We start from the raw sequence: 15,602 nt of genomic DNA, 5'->3' as shown, positions 1-15,602 counted from the left end.
TCAGGCCGATTTGGCGGCGGCGTTCTTGATGGCGCCGCGGATGCGGATATAGGTCCCGCAGCGGCACAGATTGCCGGCCATCGCCGCATCGATGTCGGCGTCGTCGGGTTGCGGGTTTGCGTCGAGCAGCGCCGTCGCCGACATGATCTGGCCGGCCTGACAATAGCCGCATTGCGGCACCGCGGCTTCCATCCAGGCCTGCTGAACCTTGGCGCCGTTGGGCGTGCTGCCGATCCCCTCGATGGTAACGACGGCGCGGGTGCCGACGTCGCCTACGGAGAGCTGGCACGACCGCACCGGCTTGCCGCCGACATGCACGGTGCAGACGCCGCACTGCGCGACACCGCAGCCATATTTGGTGCCGACCAGGTTGAGATGGTCGCGCAGCACCCATAGAAGCGGCATGTCTTCCGGCACATCGACGTCGCGCGATTGTCCGTTGATTGTAAGAGTGAGCACCGCACCCTCCCTGATCGGAATGAAGTCCACGCAGCGGCGGAACGTCTTCGCCAAAGGGTAGGGGACCGGAGCCCGGCAGGTAGGGATCCGCCGGATCACATTTAAGGCATCGCCGGCCCAACTGATCCGGGCAAAAGAGTGTCTATCGGGAAGTTAGAGGCGGCGGCTTCGACGGCCGCACGGCTGACGTTGAAACCTGCCGGAGCCGTTCGATGCGCGATCCTGAGCCAGCAAACCGGCCGCTCTCAGCTGCTCCGCGTCGCGACGAATGTCGCGGCGGCTTTCAGCAATTCCGCCTGCTCGCCATAGGGCTCGAGCAACGCATGCGCTTGGTCGATAAGGCCGTGGAGCTGGCCGCGCGCCCAGTCGGCTCCGTGCAGCGCGGCAAGCGTTGCCTTGCCGGCGGCGGTGTCCTTGTTCGTCGCCTTGCCCATCTGCTTTGCGTCGGCAGTCAGGTCGAGCAGGTCGTCGGCGAGCTGGAAGGCAAGGCCGATCGCCGAGCCGAACTCCGCCAGCCTCTCGCGGTCGGCTGGCGGCGCGCCGGCGACGATCGCGCCGGCCTCGCAGGCGAAGCGGATCAGCGCGCCGGTCTTCATCGCCTGCAGCGTGATGATGCCCGACTCGTCCGGCCGTTCGCGCTCGGCTTCGAGATCCAGCATCTGGCCGCCGACCATGCCGCCGGCGCCGGCCGCGCGGGCAAGTGCTAGAACGAGGGTGGCGCGGCGCTCGGCCGACAGCGCGGTCGCTTCGTCGGCGATGATATCGAAGGCCAAAGTCAGCAGCGCGTCGCCGGCAAGGATCGCGGTCGCCTCGTCGAAGGCCTTGTGCACCGTCGGCTGGCCGCGCCGCAGATCATCGTCGTCCATGGCCGGCAGGTCGTCATGGATCAGCGAATAGCAATGCACGCATTCCAGCGCCGCCGCGACACGGAGTGCGGCCTCGCTCTCGGTCGAAAACAGCGCGGCGCTTTCCAGGACCAGAAAAGGCCGCAGCCGCTTGCCGCCGTTGAGCACGCCGTGGCGCATCGCCGCCATCAGGCGCTCAGGCCGCGCGATCTCACTGGTGAGCGGACGCGCGTCGAGGATCCGCCGCAGCTCGGTCTCGACCGCGGCGGCACGCATGAAAAGCGTGGATTCGAAGGCGATCTGGTCGTCTTTGCTCATGGCCGGAGCGGTAGCCGACACTCAGACATTGCGCAAGCAGGCTCGCGCCTTTATGCCGGAGGAGGCGAGGCACGGGTGGGGCGGCTTGACGGAACCGATCGTCGAATATGAAAGCGAAGGGCTGGACATGGCGCGACGTCGGCGCCTGAACCGCGCCGGTCTCAAGCGGCTTGGCCGGCGTTGCCTGATCGTCGCCATCGTTTTGGCGGCCATCCCGGTCGTGCTCACCTTCCTCTACCTGCCGCCCTTCGTGCATCCGGTCTCGACGCTGATGCTGAAGGACCTCGTGACTTTTTCCGGCTACGACCGGCGCTGGGTGTCGATCGACGACGTGGCGCCGGTGCTGGCGCATTCGGTGATCATGTCGGAGGACGGGCAGTTCTGCTTCCACCGCGGCGTCGACCTCGGCGAATTGCGCGGCGTGGTCGACGACGCGCTGGCCGGCGAGGCGACGCGCGGAGCCTCCACCATCACCATGCAGACGGTGAAGAACCTTTTCCTGTGGTCGCGGCCATTGGGCAGCGTGCGCAAGGTCGTCGAGCTGCCGCTGGCCGTCTATTTCGACGCGGTAATGTCGAAGCGGCGGATCATGGAAATCTATCTCAACATCGCCGAATGGGGGCCGGGCATCTACGGCATCGAGGCAGCCGCCCAACACCATTTCGGCGTCTCGGCCAAGCAGTTGTCGCGAAGGCAGGCGGCGCTGCTGGCCGTCAGCCTGCCCAACCCGATCGCGCGCAATCCCGCCAAGCCGGGGCCGGGCCTGCGGCGGCTGGCCTCGCTGATCGAGCGGCGCGCGAGCAGGTCGGGTGCGTATGTGGGCTGCCTGGATTAGAGCGTGATCCCGAAAGGTGGGAACCGGTTTCGGGAAGATCACGCTCCCAACGAAGACTTGGATCATGACGGCGTTTCAACGAAACGGCGTCCCGATCCAAGCGAAGCGCCGCCGGCTCAAAAAAATTCGCGGCCAGCGCTGGCCAAAACGGCGCAAGGCGTGTATAGGCACCCGACTTTCTCAGATTATGGCCTCGATGCGGCCCTTTCGCGAGGGTTGCCGGGGCATTTTGACCATGTAGTGGAGCATATCCATGGCCGTTCCAAAAAGAAAAACCTCTCCGTCGAAGCGCGGCATGCGCCGCTCGGCCGACGCGCTCAAGGCCCCGACCTATGTCGAGGACAAGAATTCCGGCGAAATGCGCCGCCCGCACCATATCGACCTGAAGACCGGCATGTATCGCGGCCGCCAGGTTCTGGAGCCGAAGGAAAGCTGAGAAGCTTCCAAGGTTCATGACGTTTCAAAAGACCGGCCCGTGGCCGGTCTTTTTGTTTTGGCGACCTCATGGGCGCGGCGGCCGACCCGAAATCGGCACGACCTGACTTCGCGCCCGCGCCGCCCTGAGCCGTCTCCTGTCTATTTCAAGCGCTAAGGGTCGTTCGCGCGTGAGATGATGACGCGATGTCAGCCAACCGGCTGACATCGTTATTTCATTAGGTCTTAGAGCGTGTTCGCCACCGCCGGTGAAAACCCTTGACGGCGCGCCTGCGGCGGATTTTACAAAAGGGTGCCCCCATTGGAGTCGCCCAGATGTTCGGTGCCATCCCGCTGCTGATCGTGCCCTTCGTCCTCTACAATCTCGGCCTGCTCGGATTGTTCGGCGGCGGCGACGATCCGTGGATGATCGAGATGTTCTCCTTCCGCATGATGTCGGGCGGCGTGTTCTCGATGACGCTCGGCGACCTGATGGTGCTGATCGGGCTGATCTTCCTGTTCATCGAGATCTCGAAATCGGTGCGCACGACCAATGCCTCGATCCTGGACCATCTTTTGTCGACGCTGGTCTTCATCGCCTTCCTGGTCGAATTCCTGCTGGTGAAGGGCGCGGCGCACTCCGTCTTCTTCACGCTGATGATCATCGCGCTGTTCGACGTGCTGGCCGGCTTCTCGGTGTCGATGCGGTCGGCGAGCCGGGATATCAATTTGAACTAGGGATACAGCGCGGAAGCATGACTTCGTGATTGGCGGAACACGTTGATCGGATCGTCATTCTATGGTCTGCGCCGCGTCGCTTCGCTCCTGCTTCGCCCTGGAATGACGAACCTCTTCGCCGCGTCTCAACCTGCCGCAGCCTCAGCCTTTCGCGCGACAACCGCCTCGTAGGCAGCGCGCAGTTGCTGGCGCACGGTGGGCGTGCCCGGCGGCGCCTTCGAAGGCATGCCCAGATGCTCGTGGCGCAGTTCGTCCATGAATCGCTCCCATAGCGGCGGGCCGCCTTTTTCGAGCAGCTCGGCGCGGATCGACAATTCTTCCGTAACCGGCAGCCAGACGCGTCCCCAGGCGCCGAGCTGCGCCATGATCGGCACCAGCGTGATCGCCATCTCGGTCAGGCTGTAGATCGCCTTCTGCTTGTGACTGGGGTCGTCGGCCTTGGTCAGAAGCCCGAGCTGCATCAGCCGCTTCAGCCGGTCGGCCAGGATGTTGGAGGCGATCCGTTCGATCGAGCCGTTGAGCAACTCGCGGAAATGGCGTTTTCCGCCGAAGATCATGTCGCGCAGGATGATCAGGCTCCACCTGTCGCCGAACACTTCGAGCGACAGATTGATCGGGCAGCCGGACCGACGGTCGATGCTCATGGCAGTCTCCAGAAAAACCAGTTGCATTATGATATCGGTTTCATTATCGTGCAACTGATTGCAAAATGCAATCGGATTGGAGGAGCAGATGACCACCGCAGCGCAGCGCCCCGACATCATTTCGGAGACCTTCGGCAGTTCGAAGGATCCGACGATCCTTTTGATCATGGGCGCCATGGCCTCGATGTCGTGGTGGCCCGAAGCCTTCTGCCGGCAACTTGCCGGGCGCGGCCGCTTTGTCATCCGCTACGACAACCGCGATACCGGCCTGTCGACCAAATATCCGCCGGGCGCGCCGCCTTATACGTTCGAGGACATGGTGGACGATGCCATGCGCGTGCTCGACGACCATGGCATCGCCAGGGCGCATGTCGCCGGCATGTCGATGGGCGGCATGCTCGCGCAGAGCGTCGCGCTGAAATATCCCGAACGCGTCGGCGCGCTCACTGTGATCTCTTCTTCGCCGCTCGGCGTCGACACATCCGGCCTGCCCGGGACGACCGAGGCCTATAAGGAACATTCGGCCCAAGGCGCCGATATCGACTGGTCGAACAGGGATCAGGTGCTCGACTTCATGGTCAAGGACGCCCGCGCGATTGCCAGCACGCGCCATCCGTTCGACGAGGAACGGACGCGCGCGATGATCGAGGCGGACTACGATCGCTCCGGCGGTCTCGCCAGCGCGACCAACCATTTCCTGCTCAAGGGCGGCGGCCCGCAACGGACGGTGCGGGATCTTCGCGCGCCGCTGCTCGTCATCCACGGCAGCGCCGACCCGCTCTTCCCGATCGAGCATGGCGAAGCGCTGGCCAAGGCCGTTCGCGGCGCAAGGCTGGTCAAAATCAAAGGCGGCGGCCATGAATTGCACCGCAACGACTGGCCTCAAATCGTCGAAGCTATCGCCGCTCACGGGTAGGGCTGACAAGAAGCCGCCTTGACTCAAGCCGCCCGGGACAATAGTGAAGTAATCACTTCAGTATTGTCCAATGGCCGAACGCGAAAAGAGAGCCGGAATGTCCCTGACGCTGCATTTCCATCCGCTGGCTTCGTTCTGCTGGAAGCCGCTGATCGCGTTCTACGAGAACGGCACGCCTTTCGAACCGGTGATTGTCGACCTCGGCGACGAGGCCTCCCGCGCCGCCTTCCTCAAGGTGTCGCCGACCGGCAAGATGCCGGCGCTGCGTGACGATGCGCGGGACCGCACGGTGCTGGAATCGACCATCGTCGTCGAATATCTCGCCGCGCATTATCCGGGGCCGGTCGAGCTCGTTCCCGCCGCTATCGATCTCGCCCTGCAGGTCCGCCAGGCCGACCGCTTCTACGATTTCTACGTGCAGCATCCGATGCAGAAGATCGTCGGCGACAGGCTGCGGCCAAAGGACAAGACCGATCCGTTCGGCGTCGAGGAGTGCCGGGCGCAGTTGCGCAATTCCTATGCCATCGTCGAAGAGGACATGCAGGGCAAGACCTGGGCGGTGGGCGAGACCTTCACGATGGCCGACTGCGCCGCGTCGCCGGCGCTGTTCTATGCCAACAAGGTCGAGCCGTTCGGCGACAAGTTTCCGGCGGTGAAGCGCTACCACGACCGGCTGCTCGCGCGTCCGTCCTTCGCCCGCGTCATCGAGGAAGCGCAGCCCTATTTCAAGTTCTTCCCCTACAACAACGGCTAGAGCCGGATGATTTCAGGTCTGTTCGACCTGAAATCTGAATCCGTCTCTAAATCAAAGAGATAGAGCATGATGTCGTCCGAAAACCGCTTCACACTTTTCGGCATCATGCTCTAGAGCGCGATGCTGCACGATCCCGCCCAGCTCGATCTGATGTTCCAGGCGCTCGCCGATCCGGCGCGGCGGCAGATGGTGGATCGGCTGTCGCGCGGGCCGGCGTCGGTCAGCCAGCTGGCGGAACCGCTGGCGATGTCATTGTCGGCCGTCGTCCAGCATCTCAACGTGCTCGAGGCGAGCGGCCTGGTGAGAACCGAAAAGCTTGGCCGGGTCCGCACCTGCCGGATCGAACCGCAGGCGCTTCGGGCCGCCGAGCGCTGGATCAACGAGCGGCGGCTCGCCTGGGAGCGCCGGCTCGACCGCCTCGGCGATTTCCTCGCCGAAACCAGGGATGAAACCTGAAGGGTCCCGTCATGAGCGAACGATCCGTCGTCCATTCCACCTTCGTCATCGAACGCGTCTACCCGGCGGCGCCCGAGAAGGTCTATTTCGCGCTGAGCGATCCGGCCGCCAAGAAACGCTGGTTCGTCGATCCCGACAACCCCATGCCCAGCCGGCATGAGATGGATTTTCGCGTCGGCGGCAAGGAGGTGAATGCCGGCTGTCCAAGCGATGGGCAGATGCATTTCTACAACGCGGTCTATCAGGATATCGTGCCCAACCGGCGCATCGTCTACAGCTATGAGCTCTTGTTCGGCGAAACCCGGGTCTCGGTTTCGCTCGCGACGATCGAGCTTATCCCCGAAGGCAAGGGTACGCGGCTTATCCTGACAGAGCAGGGCGCCTTCTTCGACGGCATCGATACGCCGGCCACCCGCGAGCATGGCACCGGCGAACTGCTCGATGCGCTCGGCGCTGCCCTGCAGGTGGCGGCTTGAGGCCTCCAGCCAAAGCGCATTGCGCTTTGGATCTTTGTCTGATGCATGCCGTTGCCTCAGAACCGCTGCACACTTCCGAGCGACATGCATTGATGGTCAGGACTATTCCCCCGGCGCCGTTTCCCAGAACTGGTCGAGCCAGATGTTGAGCCTGAGGAAGCCGGCGCTGCTGACGGCATAGACGCGCCTCGTGCCTTCGGCCTTGGCGTTGACCAGGCCGGCGTCGAGCAGGACCTTCAGATGTTGGGAGACCGCAGGGCGTGAGACGGGCAACCCGGCCGCCAATTCGTTCACCGTCTTCGGGCCGCGCCGGAGTTCTTCCAAAAGATAGCGCCGGTTGGGATCGGCTATCGCCACGAAGGCGTCAGAAAACATCATGCCTTTATTTGTGAGGCAAAGTCTTGCGAATCTCAACTATTGGTTTCAACCTTTCTGCGCGGATCGAGCCGCGTGGCCTCGGGCGTGACCGCGCGGTCCGCGGGCTGCGTCTTGAAGGCATCGCGGTTTTCGATCGGCACCGGCGCGCGGGCGCGGATACGCAGCAGCGTGTAGCCGGCAAGGCTGAGATGCGCGAGCGCGGTTGCCAGGAAAAGTCCCTCCGGACGCACCGAGCCCATCAAGGCCGCGGCCAAAAGCGGGCCGATCATCGTGCCGAAGCCGTAGAGGAGGAGCAGGCCGCCGGAAACCTTGACGAAGTCCTCGGAGCGGGCGTGGTCGTTGGCATGCGCGACAGCGATCGAATAGAGCGTATAGGCGAACGCGCCATAGGCTGCGGTCATCACGATGATGAAGACGCCCGAACGCGGCGCGATCAGGAAAATCAGCACCGCGACCAAGGCCGCGCCGAAGGCCGCGCCGGCCAGCACGAAGCGGCGATCGGTCGTATCCGACAGGCGCCCGGCCGGTAGCTGCATGGCGGCGCCGGAAATGACCACCAGGCTCATCATCAGCGCGATCTCGGCGGTCGATATGCCGACACGCGCGCCATAGACGGCGCCCAGCGTGCCCCAGGCGCCGTTGGCGATGCCGATCAGGAGGCAGGCCACCGCCGACACCGGCGAGTTGGCGTAGAGGCCTTTGACGTCGAGCTTGACGTCCTGCAGGGGCTTGGGATGCGACTGCGTCGACACGGCCGTCGGAATGAGCGACAGGCAAAACAGGATGCCGGTGATCATGAACAGCGAGGCCGACCGCACATCGCCGCCGGCGACGATCATCTGGCCGCCCATGATCGAAGCATAGGTGACCATCATATAGAGGCCGAAGACGGTGCCGCGGTTCTCGTTGGTGGCCTTCTCGTTCAGCCAGCTCTCGATCACCATGAAGGCGCCGGCCATGGTGAAGCCGGTGAAGGCACGCAAAAGGATCCAGACATATTCGTCGATGATGAGGCCGGTGAGCAGCGCGATGATCGCGCCCGACGCGGCGAAGGCGCCGAAAGCCCTGACATGGCCGGCGCGGCGCACGAGACGCGGCGCGAAGAAGCAGCCGGCGACGAAGCCGCCCGCCCAGGCCGTGCCCATCAGGCCGAGCGATGCGGTCGAAAAACCCTCCACCTGGCCGCGCAGCGGCAAGAGCAGGCCGTGCAGGCCGGACGCGGCGAGCAGGAACGCCGTGCCGCGCAGCAGCGAGAGGATCGGTCTGTAAGTTGCAAACATCGCTTGATCCGGGTTCGAGACGCAGGGTCTGAAGACAGATGTATTCGGGCTTTTCGGCGGCGAGCGAGCACGCCGGACAATTTATCCGCGGCGGAACAGCGACTCGGCGGCGGATTTGGTGGCGCCCTTGGCGGTGCGCTCGGCTTCCAGCCTGGCGATCTCGTCGCGCAGCAATGCGATGCGCTCAGACAATTCGTCCACGGACAGCAGCGACAGGTCCTGGCCGATCTCGTGCGGGCGCGGCTTCTTCCTGGGTTCGTCGTCGAAGATCGCCATCCGTCGCTCCTCCCTTACTTGGCCATTTGCCTGATTTGACAATCAGCATACATAGAGCAATTCCAGGAAAAGTGCGTAGCGGTTTTCCGTCCGGAATTGCGTAAGAACAAAGAGTTGGAGCGGTTCGGCGTCTCTTTCGGACGTCAAAACGTTCCAAGCAGGGGCGCCGATGCAAACGGCCGACGACAGATCGACATAAGGAGACGGCAAGCCATGGCAAACGGGCAGAAGATTCCGGCAAATATGACGGCCATCGCGATCTCGCAACCGGGCGGGCCAAAGGTGCTCAAGCCGGAAACGCGCGACGTGCCGGTGCCCGGCCCCGGCGAAGTGCTGATCCGCGTGCACGCCGCCGGGGTCAACCGGCCGGACGTGCAACAGCGCAAGGGCGCCTATCCACCGCCGCCCGGCGCCTCGGACCTGCCCGGCCTCGAAGTGGCCGGCGAAATCGCGGCACTCGGCGACGAAATATCGCGCTGGCGCATCGGCGACCGGGTCTGCGCGCTGACGCCTGGCGGCGGCTATGCCGAATATGTCAAGGTCCATGCCGGCAGCGTGCTGCCGATCCCGGCCGGCTTCACCTATTCGGAGGCCGCCGCCGTGCCGGAGAACTATTTCACCGTCTGGCACAATGTGTTCGAGCGCGGCGGCCTGAAGAAGGGCGAGACGCTGCTCGTCCATGGCGGCTCGTCCGGCATCGGCACCACCGCCATCCAGCTCGCCTCGGCATTCGGCGCCACTGTGATCACCACCGCCGGCAGCAAGGAGAAATGCGACGCCTGCCTCAAGCTCGGCGCCGCCCGGGCCATCAACTATCGCGAGGAGGATTTCGTCGCCGCGGTGAAGGACGCGACCGATAGGAAGGGCGCCGACGTCATCCTCGACATGGTCGGCGGCGACTATGTCGCGCGTAACTACGAGGCGGCGGCCGTCGAGGGGCGCATCGTCCAGATCGCGGTGCAGGCCGGCGCCGTCGCAAGCACCAATTTCGCAACGCTTATGGTCAAGCGCCTGACCCACACCGGCTCGACGCTTCGCCCGCGCACCGTCGAATTCAAGGCGGCGCTTGCCGCCGCGCTGGAGGCCCAGGTGTGGCCGCTGCTCGGCACGCGCAAGGTTGCCCCCGTGATGGACATGATCTTTCCGCTGACCGAAGCCTGGCGGGCGCATGAACGGATGGAAGAGGGCGAGCATATTGGCAAGATCGTCCTCGACGTCGGCTAGGATGGGCCGATATTCAGGTGAGGCCGGCCTGCGAACAAGCTTCCTGTGCTTCCGGTGCTCACGTACTAAAGTACGCTCCGCTCCGGTTCTCGGAAGCCATTGTTCTCGGCTCGGCCTGACCTGAATATCGGCCCATCCTGGTTCCGCGCCCTCCCTTAGCGACAAGCTGAACGAAGCCTTAATGCTGCAATGCACAAAACGCATTGCGGCCATGCAAAAGCGTCCGTTCAATTTGTGGGCAGGAGTGCCTATTTACGCGTCATCAAACGATTTGACCAAACGACTGGAGAAACCAAAATGAACCCGATCAGTGCTTTCCGTAAGTGGCGCATGTACAACGAGACCGTGCGTGAATTGAACAAGCTCAATGCCCGTCAGCTGAGCGACCTCGGCATCAACCGTGCCGACATCGAGCGTATCGCCCGTCAGGCGGTGTAATCAGACGCAGCCCGACCGCAAGCCCGGGCTGCGACATGCAAGCCAGAGCCGTCGAGACGCTTGCTTTGTTTCCGGTTCCAAGCCCGCTGGACCTCGTCCAGCGGGTTTTGTCTTTCCAGGGCTGTGAATCGGGCCCTTCCCAAAAACATTGCGAAAATTGGAGGGAGCGTTTATACAGGCCGCGAATTTCCCATTTTGGTGGCTCTAAAACCACCGCCCGCGCGGGAACGCGGGCGAACGAGAAGGATTTTTGATATGGCCAATTCGCTGCTAATGCCCAAGGCGACCGCCGTCTGGCTGGTCGACAACACCGCGCTCTCCTTCGAGCAGATCGCGCAGTTCTGCGGATTGCATCCGCTCGAGGTCAAGGCGATCGCCGACGGCGAGTCGGCGCAAGGCATCAAGGGCATGGACCCGATCATCACCGGCCAGCTGACGCGCGACGAGATCGCGCGCGGCGAGAAGGACGTCAACTACCGGCTGAAGCTGTCGGAGCCTAAGGTGCGGGTGCCTGAATCGAAACGCAAGGGCCCGCGCTACACGCCGCTGTCGAAGCGCCAGGACCGGCCGAACGCCATCCTGTGGCTGGTGCGCAACCACCCGGAACTCAAGGACGCGCAGATCTCGCGTCTTGTCGGCACCACCAAGTCGACGATCGAGCAGATCCGCGAGCGCAAGCACTGGAATTCGGCCAACCTGCAGCCGATGGATCCGGTGACGCTCGGCCTTACCTCGCAGATCGACCTCGACCTCGAAGTCAACCGCGCCTCGCGCGGCCGCGAGCCGGCGCAGCCCGTCGGCGACACGCTGCTGCCCGCGGCGCTCACCGAACGGCTGGTGCCCGCGCCCGAGAAGCCGAAGGACGAAGACCAGGAGCTGGACGCCAACGCCGTCTTCGCCAAGCTTTCGGCGCTCAAGTCGAAGAACGAGGATGCGGACGACGAGTAGTCGTCGCGCCGCGGTTGCTGCACGCTTTTTGAGCGGCGGTATCCACGAACCCAACAAAAAAGCCCGCTTCGAGCGGGCTTTTCTGTTGGACAATGGCTTGGGAGGAAGTCACGTCCGCGCGGCGCGGTCGGGCGCCATGCCGTAATCCTCTGAGCGCTCGACGGCGCGGTAGAAATCGGCGAGCTGCTTGCCGCGCTCCGGCTTGAAGATACGGCCGGCGATGACGACCGAGGCGATGCGGTCGATGCGGAAAGCGCGGAAATCGTCGCGCATCTCGCACCATGCGACCAGGGTCCAGACCTTGCCCCAGAACCACAGGCCAAGCGGCCTGATGTCGCGCGCGGTGCCGCGGCCGGCCTCGTCGGAATAGTCGATGGTCAGCACCTGGCGTTTCTCGACGGCGCGCTCGATCAAGTCGATGGCCTCGCGCGCGGCGTCGCTCACCACCCACATCGGCGTGTGGATCTCGGTACGGGCGATGCGATCCTTCTCGGCATCGGGCAGCACGGCGCCGATCTTGACCAGCGCCTCGTCGGCGGCCCTCGCCATTGCCGCGCCGCCGAAAGCGCGCACCATGCGGGCGCCGGCAACCAGCGCCACGATCTCGTCACGCGTGAACATCAGCGGCGGAAGGTCGAAACCCTCCCTCATCATGTAGCCGACGCCCGCTTCGCCGTCGATCGGCACGCCGGTCGACTGCAGGTCGGCTATGTCGCGGTAAATGGTGCGCTCGGAAACCTCGAGCCACGTGCCGAGCTTCTGCGCGGTGACCAGCCGGCCACCCCGCAAATGCTGCACGATCTGGAAAAGCCTGTCGGCGCGGCGCATCGATTTCTCCCCCGGGGTTTATGGCTTCAGCCCTTCGCGCTTGCGCTGCGCGGCAACGAATTTCGCTCCGAAGGACAATCTGCCCGTGGTCGGCGTCCCAACATCCAGCACACGCCAGAAGGGCGCGACGTCGCCCGGCGCCATGCCGCGCTCGAGGTCCTCGTGAGCGGCTTCGGCAACGGTGCGCAGATGATAGCCGATCGTCACCGGGCATGTCACTTCGGCGCCGTGCTCGATCGCCAGAGCGGTACGCAACGCACGAACATCCATTTCGACCCCTTCGGGGATCGAGCGGATGAAGTCGTCGACCTGGCGCGCGGTCGGCACCAGCATCGACTGGCCCTCGACGACATCGCCGACCGTGCGCGGCGACGGCTTGATGCCGTTGATGCCTGGCGTGTTCAGCCTGTCGTTCCAGCTTTTCACCATACGCGGATTGGTCCTGATCGTCGGTTCGTGTTCGTTGGTGTCAGGATCGAAGCCGCTCCAACTACCGCATGCCTCCTGACAACATCCTGTCAGGAGGCTGCGGCGAAGCTACCGGCAAACAAAGGCTTCTTCCCTGAACTCAACATCACTGGCTGCCATTACATCTGGGCGTGGTGCCGCCACAATCCAAGTCGCGGCGGCAAAATTTCAGTTTTCGCGCACGCGGCCCGTGTAAAGGTCCGGCCAGCCAATGTCCTTGCGGATGTCCGCCGGCAAGGTGTTCAGGAAACGCTGGGTACGGATCTCGTTGCGCACGGTGCGGATCCTGCCGACATAGTGCTGCACGCTGCGCAGAATGGTAAAACCGTTCATGACCTCACTCCTCTCTTTTCGATGAGGAGAGTATCTCACACCCCTCCTGACAGCAGTCTGTCAGGAGGTTGACAGGGCGCCGAAGAAGGCGGTACGGCGCCCCTCGCAGGGTTCAAATGAAGCCGGTTCTGTCAGGAATGGTCCGCACGAAGCGTGCCTTAAGAACGGCTTTGACAGGCATCGGCATTGCTGGTCAAAGGCGTCATGACGAAACTGCTCGCCCTTGTCATCATCGGCATCATGCTGATCCAGGTCATCAAGCCGCTGGGATGGCCGGGGCTGAAGCGGCGCGGCGATTTCTGGAAGCTGGCGCTGCTGGCCATGGCCGCGATCTCGCTTGCGGCGGTGCTTGGGCACTGGGCGTAGGTCTGTTCATATTCAGGTGAGGACGGCCTGCGAGTGGCGTCTCCTGACCTGAAGCTCAACTTACCTTGCTCGCTTCACCACCCAGCACGAAATCCAGCAGATGCTCCGCCCAGGCGCGATAGCCTGCTTCGGAAGCGTGGAATCCGTCGGAGGCGAAACCGGCCTCGGGATCGGTGATCGGCAGGCGCGCAGCGGCAATGGCGCCGCGCTCGTTGCAGAGCCGCGCGCCCATCCGGTTCATTTCCGTGGCGCGGATCTCGAGAATCCTGCCGAGCAATGGCGGCATTGCCGGCGAGCGGGTGAATTCCAGCACCGGCGACCACACGACACGCGCTTCCGGCCATTTGGCGCGCAGCGCGTAGAGCAGGCCGCCGAACTCCTTCTTGAAGCGCGGCACGGAGTGGAAGTTCTTGGTGTCGTTGGTGCCGATGGCAAGCACGATATGGGTCCAATGATCGGCCGACAGGTTGGGCAGGACATAATCGCGGATCTGGCCGGATGTCGCCGAATTGAAGCCGGCGGCGCGCCAGCGCACGGCGCTGCCGGTGCGTTCGGCGATCAGGCCGGCAAGCTGCGCGGCAAGCCCGTATTCCGATTGCTCGATGCCGACCGACGCTGCCGAGGAGTCGCCCAGGACCAGCAAGGCGACGGGCGGCGCCTTGCCCGGTATCTCGTGCAGGACCGGGCCTCGCGCGGGCAGCATGCGCGTGGTGCGCCGGCGCACCCCGAGTCCCTGCCAGACATAGACCGGGAAAGCGAGCCAGGTGAGAAGGGCAAGCAGGCGCTGCATGGCGGTTCCGTGGCGTGACCCGCAAGCCATTAGCGCATGTTTGGGCTGACGTGAACGATGCCGTTCACGCGCAGCAGTCCGGCCGGTCCTTGTCCTGGTATTCGTCGTGCAGGCGTACCCAGTCCATCAGGTTGTGATACGGACCGGCCTCGTCGCGGCCCTTGGGCGTCATGTCGAGATAATGATAGGCCCCGATCAGCGCGTCGCCGCCGCGGGCCCGCGACAGGAAGGTTAGGAAGATGTCGCCATTGCCGTCGCGATAAAAGACGCTGGTGCCCGGCAGGTCTTTCGACCGCAACGGACGCTTCTCGAAATTGTAGGTGGTTTCGCCCGCCGCGATCTGCCTGTCGGTGAAGGAGACCTGCAGGTCGAAGTTGAAATCGGACGCGTAGGACGACACCCAGTCGAACCTCCAGCCCATGCGTCGCTTGTAAGGCAGGATTTCCGCGAGCGGCGCGCGCGAGACGACGACCAGCGAGACGTCATGATGCTTCAGATGCTGGTTGGCGCCGTCGATATGGTCGGCGAGGAACGAGCAGCCCTGGCAACGGTGATCGCAACCCGGCGTCATCATGAAATGGTAGACGATCAGCTGGCTGTTGCCGGCGAACAGGTCGCCTAGGCGCCTCGGTCCCGCTTCGCTTTCAAAGACATAATCCTTGCGCAGCTTGAACCAGGGCAGCTGCCGCCGCTCCGCGGCGACAGCGGCGCGGAACCGCGTCAGTTCCTTCTCGCGTTCCAGATGCTTGCGATGCGCCTCGAACCAGTCCTCGCGCGAAACCACGGCATTGCGATGCATGACCATCTCCTGTCCTCTCCTGCCAGGACGTTCGACATGGGCGCGATCCGACATCGCCGCCGCCGTTTCGCTGCATCAGGTAGGAACGGTGCCTGTAAAAAGCAAAAGCCCGGGCTATACCCGGGCCCTTGCTGTTTATTGGAAGGGATGGCGTCACGCGGCCTTTTCCAGCGCCGGCTGCCATTTCCCGAGCGCCGCCAGATGGTTCATGTGCGCGCGGTGGGTGAAGGCGGCCTGGCCGGCGGCAACGTTCGAGGCCTTGCCGCTCCACGCCTTCTGCGGCGCGGCCTGCAGGGCGCGGCCATAGGAAAAGGTCAACTTCCACGGATGCGGCCCGATGGCGTTGATGGCGTTGAGGTTGGCGGTCGCCTCCTCGTCCTCCTGGCCGCCGGAGAGGAAGGCAATGCCCGGCACCGCCGCCGGCACCACTTCGCGGAACAGCTTGATCGTCTTCTCGGCGATTTCCTCCGGGCTGTCGGTCTTGCCCGATTTCTTGCCCGAGATGACCATATTGGGCTTCAGGATCGAGCCTTCCAGCACGACGCGAGCCGCATAGAGCTCGTCATAGAGCTTGACCAGCGTCGCCTTGGAGACGTCGTAGCAGGTGTCGATCGAGTGG

23 protein-coding genes are annotated in these 15,602 nt (G+C 63.9%); 11 read left to right on the top strand and 12 right to left on the bottom strand.

What is annotated here, in order from left to right; translation table 11 throughout:
- A complete protein-coding gene (locus FJ418_RS27900; RefSeq protein ID WP_140645790.1) occupies positions 1-459 on the bottom strand; it encodes a (2Fe-2S)-binding protein in 459 nt (152 codons plus the stop codon).
- A 245-nt stretch (positions 460-704) separates the two neighbouring features.
- Positions 705-1,580 carry a polyprenyl synthetase family protein gene (locus tag FJ418_RS27895; RefSeq protein WP_246683241.1) on the bottom strand — a complete coding sequence of 292 codons (876 nt, stop codon included), beginning with the start codon at positions 1,578-1,580 and terminating at the stop codon, positions 705-707.
- 169 nt (positions 1,581-1,749) lie between these two features.
- Between FJ418_RS27895 and FJ418_RS27890 the strand changes: the two genes are divergently transcribed.
- The 3 genes from FJ418_RS27890 (at position 1,750) to FJ418_RS27880 (ending at position 3,609) form a co-directional block, all read left to right on the top strand.
- A complete protein-coding gene (locus FJ418_RS27890) occupies positions 1,750-2,457 on the top strand; it encodes a transglycosylase domain-containing protein (protein WP_181167116.1) in 708 nt (235 codons plus the stop codon).
- Between the two features lie 253 nt (positions 2,458-2,710).
- On the top strand, positions 2,711-2,893 hold the full coding sequence (gene rpmF / locus FJ418_RS27885; RefSeq protein WP_006203806.1) for a 50S ribosomal protein L32: 183 nt from the start codon (positions 2,711-2,713) through the stop codon (positions 2,891-2,893).
- Between the two features lie 314 nt (positions 2,894-3,207).
- A complete protein-coding gene (locus FJ418_RS27880; protein ID WP_140871174.1) occupies positions 3,208-3,609 on the top strand; it encodes a hypothetical protein in 402 nt (133 codons plus the stop codon).
- 125 nt (positions 3,610-3,734) lie between these two features.
- On the opposite strand, the gene FJ418_RS27875 is transcribed toward FJ418_RS27880, so the two are convergent.
- A complete protein-coding gene (locus tag FJ418_RS27875) occupies positions 3,735-4,253 on the bottom strand; it encodes a helix-turn-helix domain-containing protein (protein ID WP_140871171.1) in 519 nt (172 codons plus the stop codon).
- Positions 4,254-4,341: 88 nt separating this feature from the next.
- Here FJ418_RS27875 and FJ418_RS27870 point away from each other — a divergent pair, with 88 nt between their 5' ends.
- From FJ418_RS27870 to FJ418_RS27855, 4 genes are all read left to right on the top strand, one after another.
- Positions 4,342-5,169, top strand: coding sequence for an alpha/beta hydrolase (locus tag FJ418_RS27870; protein ID WP_140871168.1), 828 nt, complete (start codon positions 4,342-4,344; stop codon positions 5,167-5,169).
- A 97-nt stretch (positions 5,170-5,266) separates the two neighbouring features.
- A complete protein-coding gene (locus FJ418_RS27865) occupies positions 5,267-5,923 on the top strand; it encodes a glutathione S-transferase family protein (protein ID WP_140871165.1) in 657 nt (218 codons plus the stop codon).
- 120 nt (positions 5,924-6,043) lie between these two features.
- Positions 6,044-6,379, top strand: coding sequence for a metalloregulator ArsR/SmtB family transcription factor (locus FJ418_RS27860; RefSeq protein ID WP_140871162.1), 336 nt, complete (start codon positions 6,044-6,046; stop codon positions 6,377-6,379).
- A gap of 11 nt (positions 6,380-6,390) precedes the next feature.
- Complete coding sequence (locus tag FJ418_RS27855) at positions 6,391-6,855, top strand: SRPBCC family protein (RefSeq protein ID WP_140859018.1); 465 nt, start codon at positions 6,391-6,393, stop codon at positions 6,853-6,855.
- Positions 6,856-6,957: 102 nt separating this feature from the next.
- On the opposite strand, the gene FJ418_RS27850 is transcribed toward FJ418_RS27855, so the two are convergent.
- From FJ418_RS27850 to FJ418_RS27840, 3 genes are all read right to left on the bottom strand, one after another.
- Positions 6,958-7,233 (bottom strand): metalloregulator ArsR/SmtB family transcription factor, encoded by a 276-nt coding sequence (locus FJ418_RS27850; RefSeq protein ID WP_040985209.1) that lies wholly within the window; start codon positions 7,231-7,233, stop codon positions 6,958-6,960.
- A 32-nt stretch (positions 7,234-7,265) separates the two neighbouring features.
- Positions 7,266-8,513: an MFS transporter gene (locus tag FJ418_RS27845; protein WP_140645783.1), complete on the bottom strand. Its 1,248-nt coding sequence runs from the start codon at positions 8,511-8,513 to the stop codon at positions 7,266-7,268.
- Between the two features lie 81 nt (positions 8,514-8,594).
- Positions 8,595-8,789, bottom strand: coding sequence for a DUF1192 domain-containing protein (locus FJ418_RS27840; RefSeq protein ID WP_140645782.1), 195 nt, complete (start codon positions 8,787-8,789; stop codon positions 8,595-8,597).
- Between the two features lie 213 nt (positions 8,790-9,002).
- On the opposite strand from FJ418_RS27840, the gene FJ418_RS27835 reads away from it, so the two are divergent.
- The 3 genes from FJ418_RS27835 to FJ418_RS27825 all read left to right on the top strand — a co-directional run bounded on the left by FJ418_RS27835 (position 9,003) and on the right by FJ418_RS27825 (position 11,399).
- Positions 9,003-10,013 carry an NAD(P)H-quinone oxidoreductase gene (locus tag FJ418_RS27835; protein ID WP_140704671.1) on the top strand — a complete coding sequence of 337 codons (1,011 nt, stop codon included), beginning with the start codon at positions 9,003-9,005 and terminating at the stop codon, positions 10,011-10,013.
- Positions 10,014-10,310: 297 nt separating this feature from the next.
- Entirely contained in the window at positions 10,311-10,451 is a 141-nt protein-coding gene (locus FJ418_RS27830; protein ID WP_095767350.1) for a DUF1127 domain-containing protein, read from the top strand.
- 255 nt (positions 10,452-10,706) lie between these two features.
- Entirely contained in the window at positions 10,707-11,399 is a 693-nt protein-coding gene (locus FJ418_RS27825) for a DUF1013 domain-containing protein (protein ID WP_140645780.1), read from the top strand.
- A 108-nt stretch (positions 11,400-11,507) separates the two neighbouring features.
- Here FJ418_RS27825 and FJ418_RS27820 read toward each other — a convergent pair whose 3' ends face one another.
- The 3 genes from FJ418_RS27820 to FJ418_RS27810 form a co-directional block, all read right to left on the bottom strand.
- Positions 11,508-12,227 (bottom strand): YafY family protein, encoded by a 720-nt coding sequence (locus FJ418_RS27820; protein WP_091578656.1) that lies wholly within the window; start codon positions 12,225-12,227, stop codon positions 11,508-11,510.
- Positions 12,228-12,245: 18 nt separating this feature from the next.
- The gene (locus FJ418_RS27815; protein WP_181167113.1) at positions 12,246-12,656 is read right to left on the bottom strand and encodes a hypothetical protein; all 411 of its coding nucleotides are present in this window, start codon (positions 12,654-12,656) and stop codon (positions 12,246-12,248) included.
- 207 nt (positions 12,657-12,863) lie between these two features.
- Complete coding sequence (locus FJ418_RS27810; protein WP_116397974.1) at positions 12,864-13,028, bottom strand: hypothetical protein; 165 nt, start codon at positions 13,026-13,028, stop codon at positions 12,864-12,866.
- A gap of 186 nt (positions 13,029-13,214) precedes the next feature.
- On the opposite strand from FJ418_RS27810, the gene FJ418_RS27805 reads away from it, so the two are divergent.
- Positions 13,215-13,394, top strand: a complete 180-nt coding sequence (locus tag FJ418_RS27805; RefSeq protein ID WP_181167117.1) for a hypothetical protein — start codon at positions 13,215-13,217, stop codon at positions 13,392-13,394.
- 55 nt (positions 13,395-13,449) lie between these two features.
- Here FJ418_RS27805 and FJ418_RS27800 read toward each other — a convergent pair whose 3' ends face one another.
- The 3 genes from FJ418_RS27800 to FJ418_RS27790 form a co-directional block, all read right to left on the bottom strand.
- Positions 13,450-14,184 (bottom strand): SGNH/GDSL hydrolase family protein, encoded by a 735-nt coding sequence (locus FJ418_RS27800; RefSeq protein ID WP_140704677.1) that lies wholly within the window; start codon positions 14,182-14,184, stop codon positions 13,450-13,452.
- Positions 14,185-14,248: 64 nt separating this feature from the next.
- Positions 14,249-14,983 carry a thioredoxin family protein gene (locus tag FJ418_RS27795; protein ID WP_140871159.1) on the bottom strand — a complete coding sequence of 245 codons (735 nt, stop codon included), beginning with the start codon at positions 14,981-14,983 and terminating at the stop codon, positions 14,249-14,251.
- 153 nt (positions 14,984-15,136) lie between these two features.
- Positions 15,137-15,602 (bottom strand): class I fructose-bisphosphate aldolase (locus FJ418_RS27790; RefSeq protein WP_140871156.1); only part of this gene is annotated, 466 nt, incomplete at its 5' end.

This window comes from Mesorhizobium sp. B2-8-3 (assembly GCF_006440815.1).
Taxonomy (GTDB): Bacteria; Pseudomonadota; Alphaproteobacteria; order Rhizobiales; family Rhizobiaceae; genus Mesorhizobium.
The sequence above is the reverse complement of the archived record's forward strand: the minus strand, read 5'-3'. Positions and strand labels throughout refer to the sequence as shown.